Origin of the sequence: Rathayibacter agropyri, from assembly GCF_013249015.1 — a bacterium.
GTDB classification, from domain to species: domain Bacteria; phylum Actinomycetota; class Actinomycetes; order Actinomycetales; family Microbacteriaceae; genus Rathayibacter; species Rathayibacter agropyri.
In genome coordinates this window covers 307,179-321,653 of sequence record NZ_JABRPL010000001.1, presented here as the reverse complement: position 1 = coordinate 321,653, position 14,475 = coordinate 307,179, and the positions used below count along the sequence as shown (strand labels likewise).

Sequence of the window (14,475 nt, the reverse complement as noted above, 5' to 3'; positions counted from 1 at the left end):
AGTGGCGCGCTACCTTGCCGACAGGAACCACGCGTCGGGACTGAACGTCGGCAAAATCGCGTGAGAAGACGGTGAAGTCGCGGACGGAGAACCGCGAGATCAGGGGCGGAAGACCGCGAGGTCCGCGTTCTCAACAATGGCGAGAGTGCGCACGAGACGGGTATAGCGCTCGACCAACTCATCCTCCCCCGCGCCCTGGCCCAGCAGCGCGGAGATGCTCTCGGCGGGGAAGAGCGAGACGATCTCCATCGCGACGGCGCGGGCGTGCTCCGGAGACAGCGCGCGGGCGTATTCGAGTGCGCGGGTCAGTTGCGGACGCTCCTCCGCCTCGGGAGCGAAACCGGCGGGAAGTGCGGCTGCGTGGCCCAGCACCGCCACGAAGACGCGGGCAATCTCGTCGACCCGCAGGGCCCTGACCAGGGTCAGCAGGCGAGAGGAGACGCGCGAGATACCGCGGGCGAGGAGCTCGCCGCCGAGCGCGCGCACTTCGATCACGTCTCCTCCGCCGAAATCGCCCGAGACGCGCTTAATACCGGAGGCGAACAAGCTCGAGCCGGCGGCGATGCTCCGCTCGGCCTCGAGATTGATCTCGACGCGGCCACGGCTGGTGGCGACCCCTGAGATCCAGCGCTGTTCCACGGGCGGATGCGCGTGCACAGCGCGGACGAGAGTGCCGGGCCCCGGACCGTTCAAGGCGCTCAGGACGACCTCGGGAGTCCGTGCTCCGGCGATCCTGGTCGAGACGCCGTTGTGCGCGGCGAGCTCGGCGGCACGCAGTTTCGAGCGGATCCCGCCGCGGCCCGTACCCCCCTTCTGTACACCGATCCGGCGCAGCTCCCCGATGCCGAGCTCCTCCAGGTGCACCCCCTCGGCGATACTGCCCGCGAAAACGCCCGGCACGTCGGTGAGCAGCAGGAGCAGGTCGGCGCCGAGGAGCATCGCGAGACCGCCTGCGACGCCGTCGTTGTCCGAGCCGGCGGAGTCGATCGTGTCGTTGCCATTGACCACCGGAACGACGCCGGCGTCCAGAGCGTTCCGGATCGCCTCCGCCACGTGCGACATCTGCCGAGGCGAGGCGAGATCGGACTCACCGATCAGGATCTGCGCGACCAGTGCACCCGAGAGTTCGGCAACGGAGCGGTAAAAGCCCATGAGAACGGTCTGCCCGACGGCTGCAGCCAGGCGCGGGCTGATCGGCTCTTGCTGGGTGCGGGCGAAGAGTGCCCGACCGGAGGAGACAGCGCCGGAGGAGACGAGCACGACGTCCCAGCCCAGCGCACGAGCGGCGAAGGCGCTCTCGAGCGCGCTCGCGAGGAGCACGGGGTCGGGGCCGGACTGCTTGGTCACCGAGCTGGAGCCCATCTTGACCACGAGAGTTCGCCTGCGCGGGGCCGCCGAGGCACCAGGAACGAAGACGTCATGGGCGGCGAGGTCGGGCAGATCGGCGGGCATGGCTCTCATGGTAGAGGCGCGGGCGGAGACGGTTTGGCGCCGTGACGCGGCACAGCGGGTATGTCGGAGGCGGCTGTCAGACTGCCGGAGCGGGCCTCAGCCGTCGCCTCCGCGCTTCGCGGACACTCCTCCACAGGTGGGCTTATTACTCATTTCTCCACCGGTTTACCCGACCCGCCAACGATGTCGGTGGCGATTGACATACTCGAACACATGTTCGAACATGGGCAGATGCGCCCCCCTTTTTCCCTTCTCTCTGCGGAGACGACCGAGGTCGCAGGTCCCCTCCTGCGCCAGCTCGCGTCGGTGAAGGAGTTGCAGTCGCGGATCCGCGACATGCAGGCGACCACCCTCGAGACGAAGAGCCTCGCCACCCTGCCCGCGTTCGCCTCGGTGCTCCCCGGAGGCTCGCTCAAGCAGGGGGCCGCCTACTCGGTCGAGGGCTCGATGAGCCTCGCGATGGGGCTGCTCGCCGGCCCCTCGTCCGAAGGCTCGTGGTGCGGTGTCGTCGGGGTCCCCGAATTCGGAGCCGAAGCGGCGGAGGGCATGGGCATCGACCTCGAGCGGTTGGTGCTGGTGCCTGCGCCCGCCGAACACTGGCTCACCGTCACGGCCGCGCTGGTCGACGTCCTGACCGTCGTGCTCACCCGTCCACCCACCTCCGTCTCTTCTGCCGATGTCTCCCGACTGGGGGCGCGGCTACGGCAGCGGGGAGCGGCGCTCGTGATCCTCGGGGGGTGGCCGCAGGCCGAAGCTCGGTTGAGCATCCGCAGCAGCCGTTGGGAGGGGCTCGGAACCGGTCATGGCTACCTCCGCTCTCGCGAGGCAATGGTCGATGTCATTGGTCGCGCCGGCACACGGATCCGTACAGTGCGGATGAATATGCCGGGCACTGAGCATGCCTTCGGCACTCTGAGTGAGCACACCCGGAGTGAGCACGCCCGGTTGCACGAGCGGGCGGTGTGAGATGGCGAGCGCACCCGAGCTGCGCCGGACAATCCTCGTCTGGTGCCCCGACTGGCCCCTCCTCGCCGCTGCCGCCGATGCGGGGCTCGGCGCCGAGCAGCCCCTGGCCCTCACCGAGAAGAGTCTCGTCTTCGCCTCCTCCCCCGCTGCCCGGGCCGAGGGGGTACGCCGGGGGATGCGGATCCGCGAGGCGCAGTCCCGCTGTACCGGTCTCGCGGTGCTGCCGTACGATCCGGTGCTCGATCACCGGGCGTTCGAGCCGCTGATGCAGGCACTCGAGGAAATCACGCCGGGGGTGCAGCTGATCCGCCCCGGTCTCTGCGCCATCCGCGCCAGGGGGCCTCAGCGGTACTACGGCGGTGAGGAGGCCGCGGCCGAGGCGATCCTGCAACGGCTCACCGACCTGGGCCTTCCCGAAGCGCGGATCGGGATCGCCGACGGGCTTTTCGCATCCGAACTCGCCGCTAAGCACTCCGACCGAGCCATCGCGATCGTGCCCGCCGGCGCGGCGGCCGAGTTCCTCGCTCCGCTCCCTCTCGACGTGCTCGATACCGAGGCCGTCGCAGCCCCGGCTCGGGTGCCGACCCGCGGAGACGACCTCGTGGCCCTGTTGCGCAAGCTCGGCGTGCGCACAATCGGAGCCTTCGCCGCCCTCCCCCGCGACGATGTTGCCGCGCGGTTCGGACCGGACGGCGCCCGCGCACACCTCCTCGCGGCGGGCGCCGAAACGGCGACTGTGGTGCCACGGCTGCCGCCCGAGCGCCTCGACCGCGCCCTGGAGTTCGAACCTCCGCTGGATCGTATCGACCAGGTGGCGTTCGCCTTCCGCGTCCACGCCGAGGAGTTCGTTGCCGGGCTCACCCGGGCGCAGCTGGTCGCGACCGCGATCCGCATCGAGGTCGTCAGCGAGCGAGGAGAAGTCTCGTCACGGAGCTGGCTGCACCCGCGCTGGTTCACCCCGGGCGATGTGCTCGACCGGGTGCGCTGGCAGCTACAGGGCAGCGGAGCGGTCGACACCGGACTCGGAGCCCCGATCTCGCGCCTCCGCATCGAACCGGAGGCTGTTGATGCCATCGGGCACCACGAGCAGGGCCTCTGGGGAACGGCCCCCGAGGAGCGGGTGCACCACGGGCTGAGCCGTATCCAGAGCATGCTTGGGCACGAAGCCGTCACGACCGCGTCGATCGGGGGCGGACGGGCGCTGCGCGACCGTCAACAGCTGATCCCCTGGGGCGACCGCGAGCCCGGCGACGCCCAGCCTCGTGGTCTGCCGTGGCCCGGGTCACTGCCGCCACCGCTACCCCCGACCGTCTTCGCCGAACCCGCCGCCGTGCTGGTACGAGGGCCGCGGGGCGAGCCGGTCTCGGTCGACGAGCGCGGCGCCCTCACCTCCGTGCCCGCCTACTTCACAGTGGGCACTTCGCAGGCCCGGCTCAAGCCGGTGGCGGGATGGGCAGGACCTTGGCCGATCGACGAACGGTGGTGGGATGCGCGCACGGCCGTTCGCTACGACCGCTTCCAGGTGATCGACTCCTCGGGCGTCGCCTGGCTGCTGGTCTGCCTCGACGGCGAGTGGACCGCCGAAGCCCGCTACGACTGAAACCGGGCAGCATCCTCCGCCCCGCACTCCCGAATCTTCCACGAACGAGCGCATCCTCCACGCACGAGCGATCCTCCACCAACGAGCACCGAAGGAGCCCCGATGGGCTGGAACAACCCGCCGATCCCCTGGTCGGAGTTCGAGCGCCGCCTCTCTAGCGGCCAACGCACCGACGGCAGGATCGTCCGCGGTGACGGCGGCGACAGCCCCGCATGGTCGCACAAACGACCCGCCTATATGCCGGGCGATGACGTGCGCCCTCCCGCGCAGAAGGTGCCCTACGCCGAACTGCACGCCCACTCCCACTTCAGCTTCCTCGACGGAGCCAGCAAGCCCGAGCAGTTGGTCGAGGAGGCGGTCCGGCTCGGAATCGACACTCTCGCCCTCACCGACCACGACGGGCTCTACGGCATCGTCAGGATGGCCGAGGCGGCCCAGGGCCAGGAAGTGCGCACCGCGTTCGGCGCCGAACTCTCGCTCGGGCTTAGCGCGCCCCAGAACGGCGTCGCAGACCCGCAAGGCTCGCACCTGTTGGTTCTCGCTCGCCGCGAAGAGGGCTACCATCGCCTCGCCCGCGCCATCACCTCCGCCCAGCTCGCCGGCGCCGAAAAGGGCAAGCCGAGCTACGACCTGGACGAGCTCGCTCGCGCGGCCGACGGGCACTGGATCGTGCTCACCGGCTGTCGCAAGGGAGCGGTCCGACAGGCGCTGACCACCTCGGGTGAAGCCGCCGCCGAACGCGAGGTCCGCGAACTCGTCCGGCTCTTCGGATCGGCCAACGTGCTCGTTGAGCTCTACGATCACGGTGATCCGCTCGCCTCGCAACACAACGATCTGCTGGCCGGCATCGCCGAGCGCCTCCGGCTGTGCGTCGTCGCGACCGGCAACGTGCACTACGCCCGTCCCGAGGAGCGCCCCCTCCAGACGGCACTCGCGGCGGTCAGGGCGCGGCGGAGTCTCGACGAGATGGACGGCTGGCTGCCCGCGGCCGGCGGCGCGCACCTACGTTCAGGCGCCGAGATGGCCGAGCGCTTCGCCCGCTACCCGGGCTCGGTCGAGAACACCGTGCGCGTCGCCGACGAGATCGCTTTCGAACTGGGCCGCGTCCGTCCCCGCCTCCCTCGGCAGGAGGTACCGGAGGGGTACACCTCGATGAGCTGGCTGCGCGAACTCGTCCGCGAAGCCGTGCCCGAAAAGTACCCGCACGCCGATTCTGACGTCTTCACTCGGCTCGACAAGGAACTCGCGGTGATCGAGGAAAAAGACTTCCCCGGCTACTTCCTGATCGTGCACGACATCGTGCACTACGCCAAACGCAAGGGGATTCTCTGCCAGGGGCGCGGTTCCGCCGCGAATTCCGCGGTCTGCTACGTCCTCGGGATCACCGCGGTCGACTCGATCTTCTACGACCTGCCGTTCGAGCGATTCCTCTCCAGCATCCGAGACGAGGAGCCCGACATCGATGTCGACTTCGACTCCGAACGGCGCGAGGAGGTAATCCAGTACGTCTACCGCAAGTACGGGCGGCTGAACGCGGCTCAGGTGGCCAATGTGATCACCTATCGGCCGAAGTTCGCCGTTCGCGACATGGCTAAGGCCCTCGGCTACAGTGCCGGTCAGCAGGACGGCTGGTCAAAGCAGGTCGAGCGGTGGGGCTCAATCACCGAGAGCACCGACCATGACATCCCCGAGGATGTCGTGGCGCTGACCACCCGGGTGCTCGGCACCCCGCGTCACCTCGGCATCCACTCCGGAGGAATGGTCCTCACCGACCGCCCCGTGGGCGAGGTGTGCCCCATCGAGCCCGCGCGGATGGAGAACCGGACCGTCTTGCAGTGGGATAAGGACGACTGCGCCTGGATGGGCTTGGTCAAGTTCGACCTGCTCGGGCTCGGGATGCTCGCCGCGCTGCAATACACCTTCGACCTCGTCACCGAGCACGTTGGCGAAAAGTGGGACCTCTCGACCATCCCGCGCGAGGAGAAGGGCGTCTACGACCAGCTCTGCCGCGCCGACTCCATTGGCGTGTTCCAGGTCGAGAGCCGTGCCCAGATGGGGACCCTGCCTCGGCTGCAGCCGCGACGCTTCTACGATCTGGTGATCGAGGTCGCCCTGATCCGCCCCGGGCCGATCCAGGGCGGAGCGGTCCATCCGTACATCCGCCGCAAGCTCGGCGAGGAGCCGGTCGTCTACCAGCACCCTCTGCTCGTGACCCCGCTCAAGCGCACCCTGGGGGTGCCTCTCTTTCAGGAGCAGCTCATGCAGGTCGCCGTGGCGGTCGGTGACTGCAACGCGGAAGACGCCGACCTGCTCCGCCGCGCGATGGGCTCCAAGCGCGGCACCGAGAAGATCGAGACTCTCCGCGAACGGCTCTACCAGGGGATGGCGCGCAACGGGATCACCGGCGAAGTCGCCGACGACATCTACCTGCGAATCCAGGCCTTCGCCAACTTCGGCTTCGCCGAGAGCCACGCGATCAGCTTCGCTCTGCTGGTCTACGCGAGCGCCTGGCTCCGTCTGCACTACCCCGCCGCCTTTACCGCGGCACTGCTGCGGGCCCAGCCGATGGGCTTCTACGCACCGCACACCCTGGTCGCAGACGCCCGGCGACACGGGGTTGACGTCGCTTCCCCCGACGTCAACCGCTCGCTGGCGCACCCGGGCCTTGAGGCGCGGGAGGGCGCACCAGCACAGCGCCGGGCAGACGCACCCTATGGGAAGGACGAGTGCCTCTCGGCCGATCAGCCCCCGACGGGTCTCTTTAACCGCTCGGAGCACTTCCACACAGACGACCACCGCCGGGACAGCGACTTCGTGATCCGGCTCGGACTGGCGGGAGTGAAGGGCATCGGCACCGCTCTGGCCGAGCACATCGTGGCCGAGCGCGAGCGCGATGGCCCCTACGCGAGCATGGCCGACCTCTCGAGGCGAGTGGGCACGAACGCGACCCAGCTGGAGGCGCTCGGTGCCGCGGGCGCATTTGACTCCCTCGGGCTTGAACGTCGGCAGGCGCTGTGGGAGGCGGGGACGGCGGCAGGAGACCGCGAGGAGTTCCTCGCCGGCTCGACGGTCGTCGTGCAGCCTCCCCTGCTGCCGATGCTCTCCCCGCAGGAGCGCGTCGTCTTCGACTTCTGGGCCATCGGAATCTCACCCGATGACCATCCGCTGCGGCATCTCCGCAAGAACCTTAAGCACCGCGGAGCCCGCTCGACGGCCGATCTCCCCCAAACCCCCTCGGGCACACGGATCGAGGTCGGCGGGGTGGTCATCCATCGTCAACGTCCCTCCACAGCCGGCGGAGTGACCTTTCTTAACCTCGAAGACGAGCACGGGATCCTCAACGTGATCTGTTCCGTCGGAGTATGGAACCGCTACCGCCGTGTAGCCCGCGAGGCACCCGCCCTGCTCGTCAGGGGAATCCTCGAGCGCTCCGGCGAGGGGGTAACGAACCTCCTCGCCGACCGGTTCGAGACCCTGGCGGTCGGCGCCCGCACCACGTCCCGCAACTTCCGATGATCCGCCAACGACACCAGCCGCTGGCCACGAGAAAGCGACACCATGACGACCCTCGACCATGCCGCTCCATCCCCGCACCTCGACGCACCACTTCTCAACGACCGCGAGCTGCGCGATCGCGTCTCGTCACTGATTGGACCGGCCTACCGCCGAGCGCTCTGGCCGATCTTCCTCGATCGAGCCGGAGTGCAGTTGCCTATCCTCTACCCCGTCGACGGGATTCCCGTGCATCCCGACGAGCAGAAGACCGAGCGGATCGTCGCCATGCTCGCGAAGGCAGTCGCCCATCAGGACGTGGGCTCACTCGCCTTCGCACTGGAGCGACCAGGGCAGGCATTCCTCAGCGAAAACGACCGGTTCCTCGCTCGGCACCTCGCCGCAGCCTGCCACCGACGCGCGATCCTGCTGCGAGCCCTGCTCCTCGTGCACGACGAGGGCGTCCGCGTCGTGCACGCGACGGAGTACGGCGCGGTCACGACATGAGCACTCAGGCGGGGGCGCCCAGGGTCACCAGCAGCGAGGAGGCACCGAGGGCGACCTCGATGCCGCCGGGCTCGACCGCGTACTCGCCCACGCCGAGAAGTGACTCCGCCACCTCCGGTAGCGGGACCCGAGCGGCCGAATCACCGACGTTGATCGCGATGGTGACGCGTCCGCGACTGAGAGTCAGCCAGCGCGCCTGCTCATCGAGTTCGACGTGTACCGAGCCAAACCGCGGATCGGTGAGTTCCGGGAAGCGATGCCGCAGCACCGCCAACTCGCGATACACGGCCAGGATGCGCGCGTGGCGCCCCTCCTGCACCTCCGACCAGTCAAGCCGTGAGCACGCAAAGGTCTCGGGATCCTGCGGATCAGGCACGACCTCCGGATCCCACCCCATCTTGGCGAACTCCTCGATGCGGCCCTGTGCGGTGGCCTCGCCGAGGTCCTTCTCCGGGTGCGAGGTAAAGAACTGCCACGGCGTTGACGCGGCCCATTCCTCGCCCATGAAGAGCATTGGGGTGAACGGGCCGAGCAGGGTGAGGGCGGCCGCAATCGCGAGACGACCCTCGTCGAGGGTTGCCGTCAGCCGGTCGCCGATCGCGCGATTGCCGATCTGGTCATGGTTCTGGCTGCAGACGACGAGGCGCCAGGTGGGCATCCGCTCCGTATCGACAGGACGTCCGTGATGCCGGCCGCGGAACGTCGAGAGGGTGCCATCGTGGAAGAAGCCCTTCGTCAGCACCTTCCCGAGAGCACTGAGCGGTGCGAAGTCCCTGTAGTAGCCCGTCGTCTCACCGGTCAGCGCAACGTGAACCGCGTGGTGGAAGTCGTCACTCCACTGTGCATCGAGCCCGTAGCCGCCCGCCTCGCGCGGCGTGATGAGCGTCGGATCGTTGAGGTCCGACTCCGCGATCAACGTGAGCGGACGCCCGACATGCGCCGAAAGCACGGCCACTTCCGAAGCCATCTCCTCGAGCACGTGCACGGCGCGCTCGTCCGAGAGGGCGTGCACCGCATCGAGCCGCAGGGCGTCGACGTGATAGTCGCGCAACCACATCAGCGCGTTGTCGATGATGTAGCCGCGGACCACGTCCGAGCCTTCGCCATCCAGGTTGATCGAGCTTCCCCAGGTGTTGGCTTTCTCGTTCTTGAGGTAGGGACCGAACTCGGGCAGGTAGTTGCCGCTCGGTCCGAGGTGGTTGTAGACGACGTCCTGCACGACACCGATACCGGCACGGTGAGCCGCATCGACGAACCGCTGATACGCCTCCGGTCCCCCGTACGGCTCGTGCACCGCGTACCAGAGAACGCCGTCGTAACCCCAGTTGTGCGTGCCATTGACAGCGTTCACCGGAAGGATCTCGACGAAATCGACCCCGATCGAACGCAGGTGCTCGAACTTGCCGGCCGCGGCGTCAAGAGTGCCCTCCGGGGTAAAAGTGCCGATGTGGAGCTCGTAGATCACCGCGCCCGCCAGCTCCCGACCCGTCCACGACTGGTCCTCCCACTCGTGGCCCGCGGGATCGAACGTGCGCGAGAGTTCATGCACGCCCTTCGGCTGCCGCCGCGACCGTGGATCGGGAAACGGTCCACTTCCGTCGATCCGATAGCCGTAGTCGACGTCACCCGACTCGGGCGCCGACGACGGAGCACGCCACCAGCCCTCGTCGCCGGAACGGGTCATCGTGACAGAGAAGTCGGCGCCCAGCACGAGCTCGACGGTCGACGCTTCGGGAGCCCACACATCGAAGCGGGTCGCCCCGGACGAGGGCAGGGCGTAGCGGTAGGAAGTCGTGCGGGTCACGGCGGTCTCCTGAAGGGGTCGGGATGGACGACGGAAGGGCGGGTCGGCCGGTCAGGCGATCGGAGCGAGCAGCGCCACCGGGTAGTCGACGAGCAGCGCGGCGACCGGCGTCACTCCGCCGGCGAAGGTGCGACCAGTGAGGACGTCCTCAACGGGGTGACCGGGGAGCACGATGACGGTGTCGTCCCAGCCGCCCCGAGCGGCGAGACCCCCGGGCAGACGAGTCGCCACGATGAGTGCCCCACCACGATCGAACGCGATCGCGTGCTCGGCCGCGGGGCCAATCGCCGGCACGGCCACGTAGCGGGTGAACAACTCCGGGTGGTCGCGGCGCAGCCGCAAGGCACGGGAGGTGACGAGCAGCTTCACCGCACCCTCGGCGTCAATCGCCGGCTTCCAGCCTCCGTCGATCCGCTCGAGCAGTGCACGGCGCCGGTCGAAGTCGACCTCGCGGCGATTATCCGGATCCACGAGGGACGTCTCCCAGAGCTCGCTGCCCTGGTAGACATCGGGAATTCCGGGTGCCGTGATCTGCACGAGCTTGGCCGCGAGTCCGTTCGACCAGCCGGCGGCCGAGACACGCTCGACTGTCTCCTCCACCAAACGACGCACGGCAGGCTGGTCGAAGGCGGCGTCGATTGCCGCATGCATCCGCTCCTCGAACGCCTCGTTCGGAGCCGTCCAGTGCGTCGAGCTGTCGGCCTCGCGCGACGCCTTCTCGGCGTAGGCGTGCAGACGCTCACGACTCGCCGGCCACGTGCCGACCACGGCCTCCCACAGCAGGTGCTCGACGGGACCGTCGCCGAAGCCGACCAGACCGTGCAGCTCCCGCAGCGCCGCTGCCCAGGCCTCCGGATCCTCGGCCAGCGCCGTGATCCGGGCCCGAGTGTCCTCGCCCCGCTTGGTGTCGTGAGTCGAGAGTGTCGTGAGGGACGCCGGGAACGACGCTTGCCGCACGCCCTGACGGCGGTGGAACTCGACGAGGTCGATCGCGAACTCGTCCGGGTCGGCTCCGACCTCGTTCAGCGAAGTGAGGCGGCTGAAGCGGTAGAACGCCGTGTCCTCGACTCCCTTCGCCATGACCATGCCCGACGTTTGCTGGAACCGCATCGACACGGGAGTGCCGGTCTCGCCCAGCGCAGCGGCGACCTCGTCGATGGTTGCGGCCATTTCGGGCCGGCGGCGGATCGCGTCGATCCTGGCGTGCTCGAGATGCTCCGCGCCGTAGGGCAAGTAGCTGCGGTAGACGGGGTAGGTGGCCAGAAGCTCGGCCAGTGCGTCATCGGCACCCTCGATGCTGGGCAGGAGACGCGCGAGGCGGAGCACCTCGGAGCGGAGGATGCCATCGGCGATGCCCCGCTTAGTGTCGTGGATCAGATCGGCCCAAGCGACGGGAGAGCCTCCGCCGCTCATCTCCGCGTCGAGCCCCTCGAGCACGGGGCGCGCATCGGGATCGACCAGGATGCGATCAATGTCTGCGAGGGCGTCATAGCCCGTCGTGCCAACCGTCGCCCAGTGCGGCGGCAGCTCTTCGTCGCCCTCGAGGATCTTCTCGACCCAGACCGGTGCGCCACCGATGGCACGCGCAAGATCGTCGAGATAGCCGCCCGGATCGGCCAAACCGTCCGGGTGGTCAACCCGGAGACCGTCTGCGAGCCCCTCGGTAAACCAGCGGATGATCTCGCGATGCGATGCGTCGAACACCTCGGGGCGCTCCACCGTGATGGCGGCGAGGGTGTTCACTGCGAAGAAGCGGCGGTAATTCAGCTCGGCGTCGGCGCGACGCCAGTTGACGAGCTCATAGTTCTGCCGTGCGTGCACGGCCCGACCCGAGTCGACGGGTTCAGCCGTCCCCGGCGCGATCGGCAGGCGGTTCTCGTAATAGTGCAACTCGTCGCCCACGACCTCGAGCGCATCGAGTTCGCTGTCACTGTCGCCCTCACTCGCCCCGTCGCCGAGGATCGGGACGCGCAGTCTGCCTCCGCCCGCCTCCCAATCGACGTCGAACGCGGAGGCGTAGCGCGAGGCGCGCCCGTTCTTCAGCAGGTCCCACCACCACGAGTTTTCACTCGGCGTGGCGACTCCCATGTGATTCGGCACGATATCGATCAACACGCCAAGGCCCTCGGCGCGTGCCGCACGGGAGGCGTGTGCGAGGCCCGCCGCTCCACCGCGCTCAGGATCGACCTGCGTGTGGTCGACCACGTCGTAGCCGTGGTCCGAGCCCGGCTCCGCCCGCAGCAGCGGCGAGAAGTACAGCCAGTCGGCACCGAGGGCCCGCACGTAGTCGGCCACGCGCGCGGCCTCATCGAGGCCGAACGCGGAGCGGATCTGGAGGCGGTAGGTGGAGGCGGGCAGACGCACGTCACACTCCTGTCGAAGGGGCGGTCGCGGAGTCGGTCGACTCGGCATGGGGGCTCGTGGGGCCGGTCGAAGTCACGATCGGGATCGCCGAGGTCGCCGCGAGCGACGCCAGCGATGCGGCCACCGAGTGGTCGACCTCGGGTTCGGGGGCGCTGTGCTCCTGCAGGATGACCAGCGACTTCGCCTGAACGGTGAGCATCGCCCCGGCCGGGCGCGGGATCGAATCCGCCTCAGCGCCGGCCGTATCGACCAGAACGCTCCACTGGAGCGCGTACTCGTCGCTCGGGATAGCGAACTCCACGTCCACGTCGTCGGCATTGAAGTAGAGCAGGAAGCTGTCGTCGGTCACCGGACGGCCACGCTCGTCGCGCTCACGGATTCCGTCTCCGTTCAAATACATGCCCACCGAGCGGCCAAGACCAGAATCCCAGTCGGACGGCGTCATCTCGGTTCCGGCCGGCGTGAACCACACGATGTCCGGCAGCGGCTCGCCCGTCCCTCGCAGCACGGGACGCCCGTCGAAGAAGCGCATCCGACGGAAGGTCGGGTGCTCGGCGCGGAGGCGAATAAGCGCCGCCGTGAACTCGAGCAGAGGCCGGTCGGCATGCGTCCAATCGATCCAGGTCAGCTCGCTGTCCTGGGCATAGGTGTTGTTATTGCCGTCCTGCGTGCGGCCCAGCTCGTCGCCGTGCAGAATCATCGGCACGCCCTGCGAGATCAGCATCGTCGCGAGGAAGTTCCGCTGCTGCCGCGCCCGCAGCGCGAGCACGTGCGGGTCGTCCGTCGGCCCCTCGGCGCCGTGGTTCCACGAGCGATTGTGCGACTCGCCGTCGTTGCCGTTCTCGCCGTTCGCGTCGTTGTGCTTCTCGTTGTACGAGACCAGGTCGCGCAACGTGAAGCCGTCGTGGGCCGTGACGAAGTTGATGGAGGCGACGGGATAGCGGCCCGAGCGCGCATAGAGGTCCGCCGAGCCGGTCAGCCGGGAGGCAAATTCGCCGAGCGTCGACGGCTCGCCGCGCCAGAAGTCCCGCACAGTGTCGCGGTACTTGCCGTTCCACTCAGTCCACTGCGGCGGGAAGTTGCCGACCTGGTAGCCGCCTGGGCCAACATCCCACGGCTCCGCGATCAGCTTCACCTGCGAGACCACCGGGTCCTGCTGCACCAGCTCGAAGAAGGTCGACAGCCGGTCGACGTCGTAGAACTCTCGTGCGAGAGCCGAAGCGAGGTCGAAGCGGAAGCCATCGACGCGCATCTCTGTCACCCAGTAGCGCAACGAGTCCATGATCAGCTGGAGCGAGTGCGGGTGACGGACGTTCAGGGTGTTGCCCGTCCCCGTGTAATCCATGTAGTAACGCTTGTCGTCGTCGACCAGGCGGTAATAGGCCTCGTTGTCGATGCCGCGAAAGGAGAGGGTCGGACCGAGATGGTTACCCTCGGCCGTGTGGTTGTAGACCACGTCGAGAATGACCTCGATTCCGGCGGCGTGGAGGGCCTTCATCATGCTCTTGAACTCCTGCACCTGCTGGCCTTGGCCGGCCATCGAGGCGTAGGTGTTCTGCGGAGCGAAGAATCCGATGGTGTTATAGCCCCAATAGTTCGAGAGGCCCTTCTCCATCAGCGTCGAATCGTTCACGAACTGGTGCACCGGCATGAGCTCGATCGCCGTGATACCGAGGTGCTTGAGGTGGTCGATGACCGCAGGATGGGCGACGCCCGCATACGTGCCGCGCAGATCCTCCGGGACCTCGGGGTGGCTCCGGGTCAGCCCCTTCACATGGGCCTCGTAAATCACCGTGCTGTCGTACGACGTGCGCGGTCGGCGATCTCCCGCCCAATCGAAGAACGGGTTGATGACGACGCCCATCATCATGTGGGCGGCGGAATCCTCGTCGTTCCTGGAGTCCGGGTCACCAAATGTGTACGAGAAGAGCGACTGATCCCAGTCGATCTCGCCCGCTACGGCCTTGGCATAGGGGTCGAGCAGCAACTTGTTCGGGTTGCAGCGATGGCCTGCCGCGGGGTCGTACGGGCCGTGGATCCGGAACCCATAGCGCTGGCCGGGCTGCACCTGCGGGAGGTAGCAGTGCCAGACGTACGCATCAGACTCCAGGATCTCCACCCGCGTTTCGATGCCGTCGTCATCAAACAGGCAGAGTTCGACACGGTCGGCGATCTCGCTGAACAGAGCGAAGTTCGTGCCGCTTCCATCGAAAGTCGCGCCGAGCGGGTAAGCGGTTCCGGGCCAGGTCTCCACGAGACTCCTCAGGGGATCATGCTCGGGCAATCCAGG

General features: G+C 68.1%; 8 protein-coding genes. 4 read left to right on the top strand and 4 right to left on the bottom strand.

Annotated elements, in window-relative coordinates; translation table 11 throughout:
* Window positions 1-99 precede the first annotated feature (99 nt).
* Entirely contained in the window at window positions 100-1,452 is a 1,353-nt protein-coding gene (gene proB, locus HRF29_RS01480) for a glutamate 5-kinase (RefSeq protein ID WP_173243605.1), read from the bottom strand.
* A gap of 231 nt (window positions 1,453-1,683) precedes the next feature.
* On the opposite strand from proB, the gene HRF29_RS01475 reads away from it, so the two are divergent.
* The 4 genes from HRF29_RS01475 to HRF29_RS01460 all read left to right on the top strand — a co-directional run bounded on the left by HRF29_RS01475 (window position 1,684) and on the right by HRF29_RS01460 (window position 8,017).
* Window positions 1,684-2,418: a hypothetical protein gene (locus HRF29_RS01475; RefSeq protein ID WP_173243602.1), complete on the top strand. Its 735-nt coding sequence runs from the start codon at window positions 1,684-1,686 to the stop codon at window positions 2,416-2,418.
* A 1-nt stretch (window position 2,419) separates the two neighbouring features.
* A complete protein-coding gene (locus tag HRF29_RS01470) occupies window positions 2,420-4,018 on the top strand; it encodes a DNA polymerase Y family protein (protein WP_173243600.1) in 1,599 nt (532 codons plus the stop codon).
* Window positions 4,019-4,120: 102 nt separating this feature from the next.
* On the top strand, window positions 4,121-7,534 hold the full coding sequence (locus HRF29_RS01465) for an error-prone DNA polymerase (RefSeq protein ID WP_173243597.1): 3,414 nt from the start codon (window positions 4,121-4,123) through the stop codon (window positions 7,532-7,534).
* 42 nt (window positions 7,535-7,576) lie between these two features.
* A complete protein-coding gene (locus tag HRF29_RS01460; RefSeq protein ID WP_173243594.1) occupies window positions 7,577-8,017 on the top strand; it encodes a hypothetical protein in 441 nt (146 codons plus the stop codon).
* A gap of 4 nt (window positions 8,018-8,021) precedes the next feature.
* Here the strand turns inward: HRF29_RS01460 and treZ are convergent, their stop codons facing one another.
* The 3 genes from treZ to glgX are packed head-to-tail and all read right to left on the bottom strand — an operon-like array spanning window position 8,022 to window position 14,439.
* Window positions 8,022-9,821: a malto-oligosyltrehalose trehalohydrolase gene (treZ, locus tag HRF29_RS01455; protein WP_343043602.1), complete on the bottom strand. Its 1,800-nt coding sequence runs from the start codon at window positions 9,819-9,821 to the stop codon at window positions 8,022-8,024.
* A 51-nt stretch (window positions 9,822-9,872) separates the two neighbouring features.
* A complete protein-coding gene (treY, locus tag HRF29_RS01450) occupies window positions 9,873-12,185 on the bottom strand; it encodes a malto-oligosyltrehalose synthase (RefSeq protein WP_173243590.1) in 2,313 nt (770 codons plus the stop codon).
* A 1-nt stretch (window position 12,186) separates the two neighbouring features.
* Complete coding sequence (glgX, locus tag HRF29_RS01445; protein ID WP_343043601.1) at window positions 12,187-14,439, bottom strand: glycogen debranching protein GlgX; 2,253 nt, start codon at window positions 14,437-14,439, stop codon at window positions 12,187-12,189.
* Between the last annotated feature and the right edge of the window lie 36 nt (window positions 14,440-14,475).

Coding starts and splice junctions, on each gene's coding strand:
- HRF29_RS01470 (WP_173243600.1), top strand. CDS start 2,420: ATGGCGAGCGCACCCGAGCTGCGCCGGACAATCCTCGTCTGGTGCCCC.
- HRF29_RS01465 (WP_173243597.1), top strand. CDS start 4,121: ATGGGCTGGAACAACCCGCCGATCCCCTGGTCGGAGTTCGAGCGCCGC.
- HRF29_RS01475 (WP_173243602.1), top strand. CDS start 1,684: ATGCGCCCCCCTTTTTCCCTTCTCTCTGCGGAGACGACCGAGGTCGCA.
- proB (WP_173243605.1), bottom strand. CDS start 1,452: ATGCCCGCCGATCTGCCCGACCTCGCCGCCCATGACGTCTTCGTTCCT.
- HRF29_RS01460 (WP_173243594.1), top strand. CDS start 7,577: ATGACGACCCTCGACCATGCCGCTCCATCCCCGCACCTCGACGCACCA.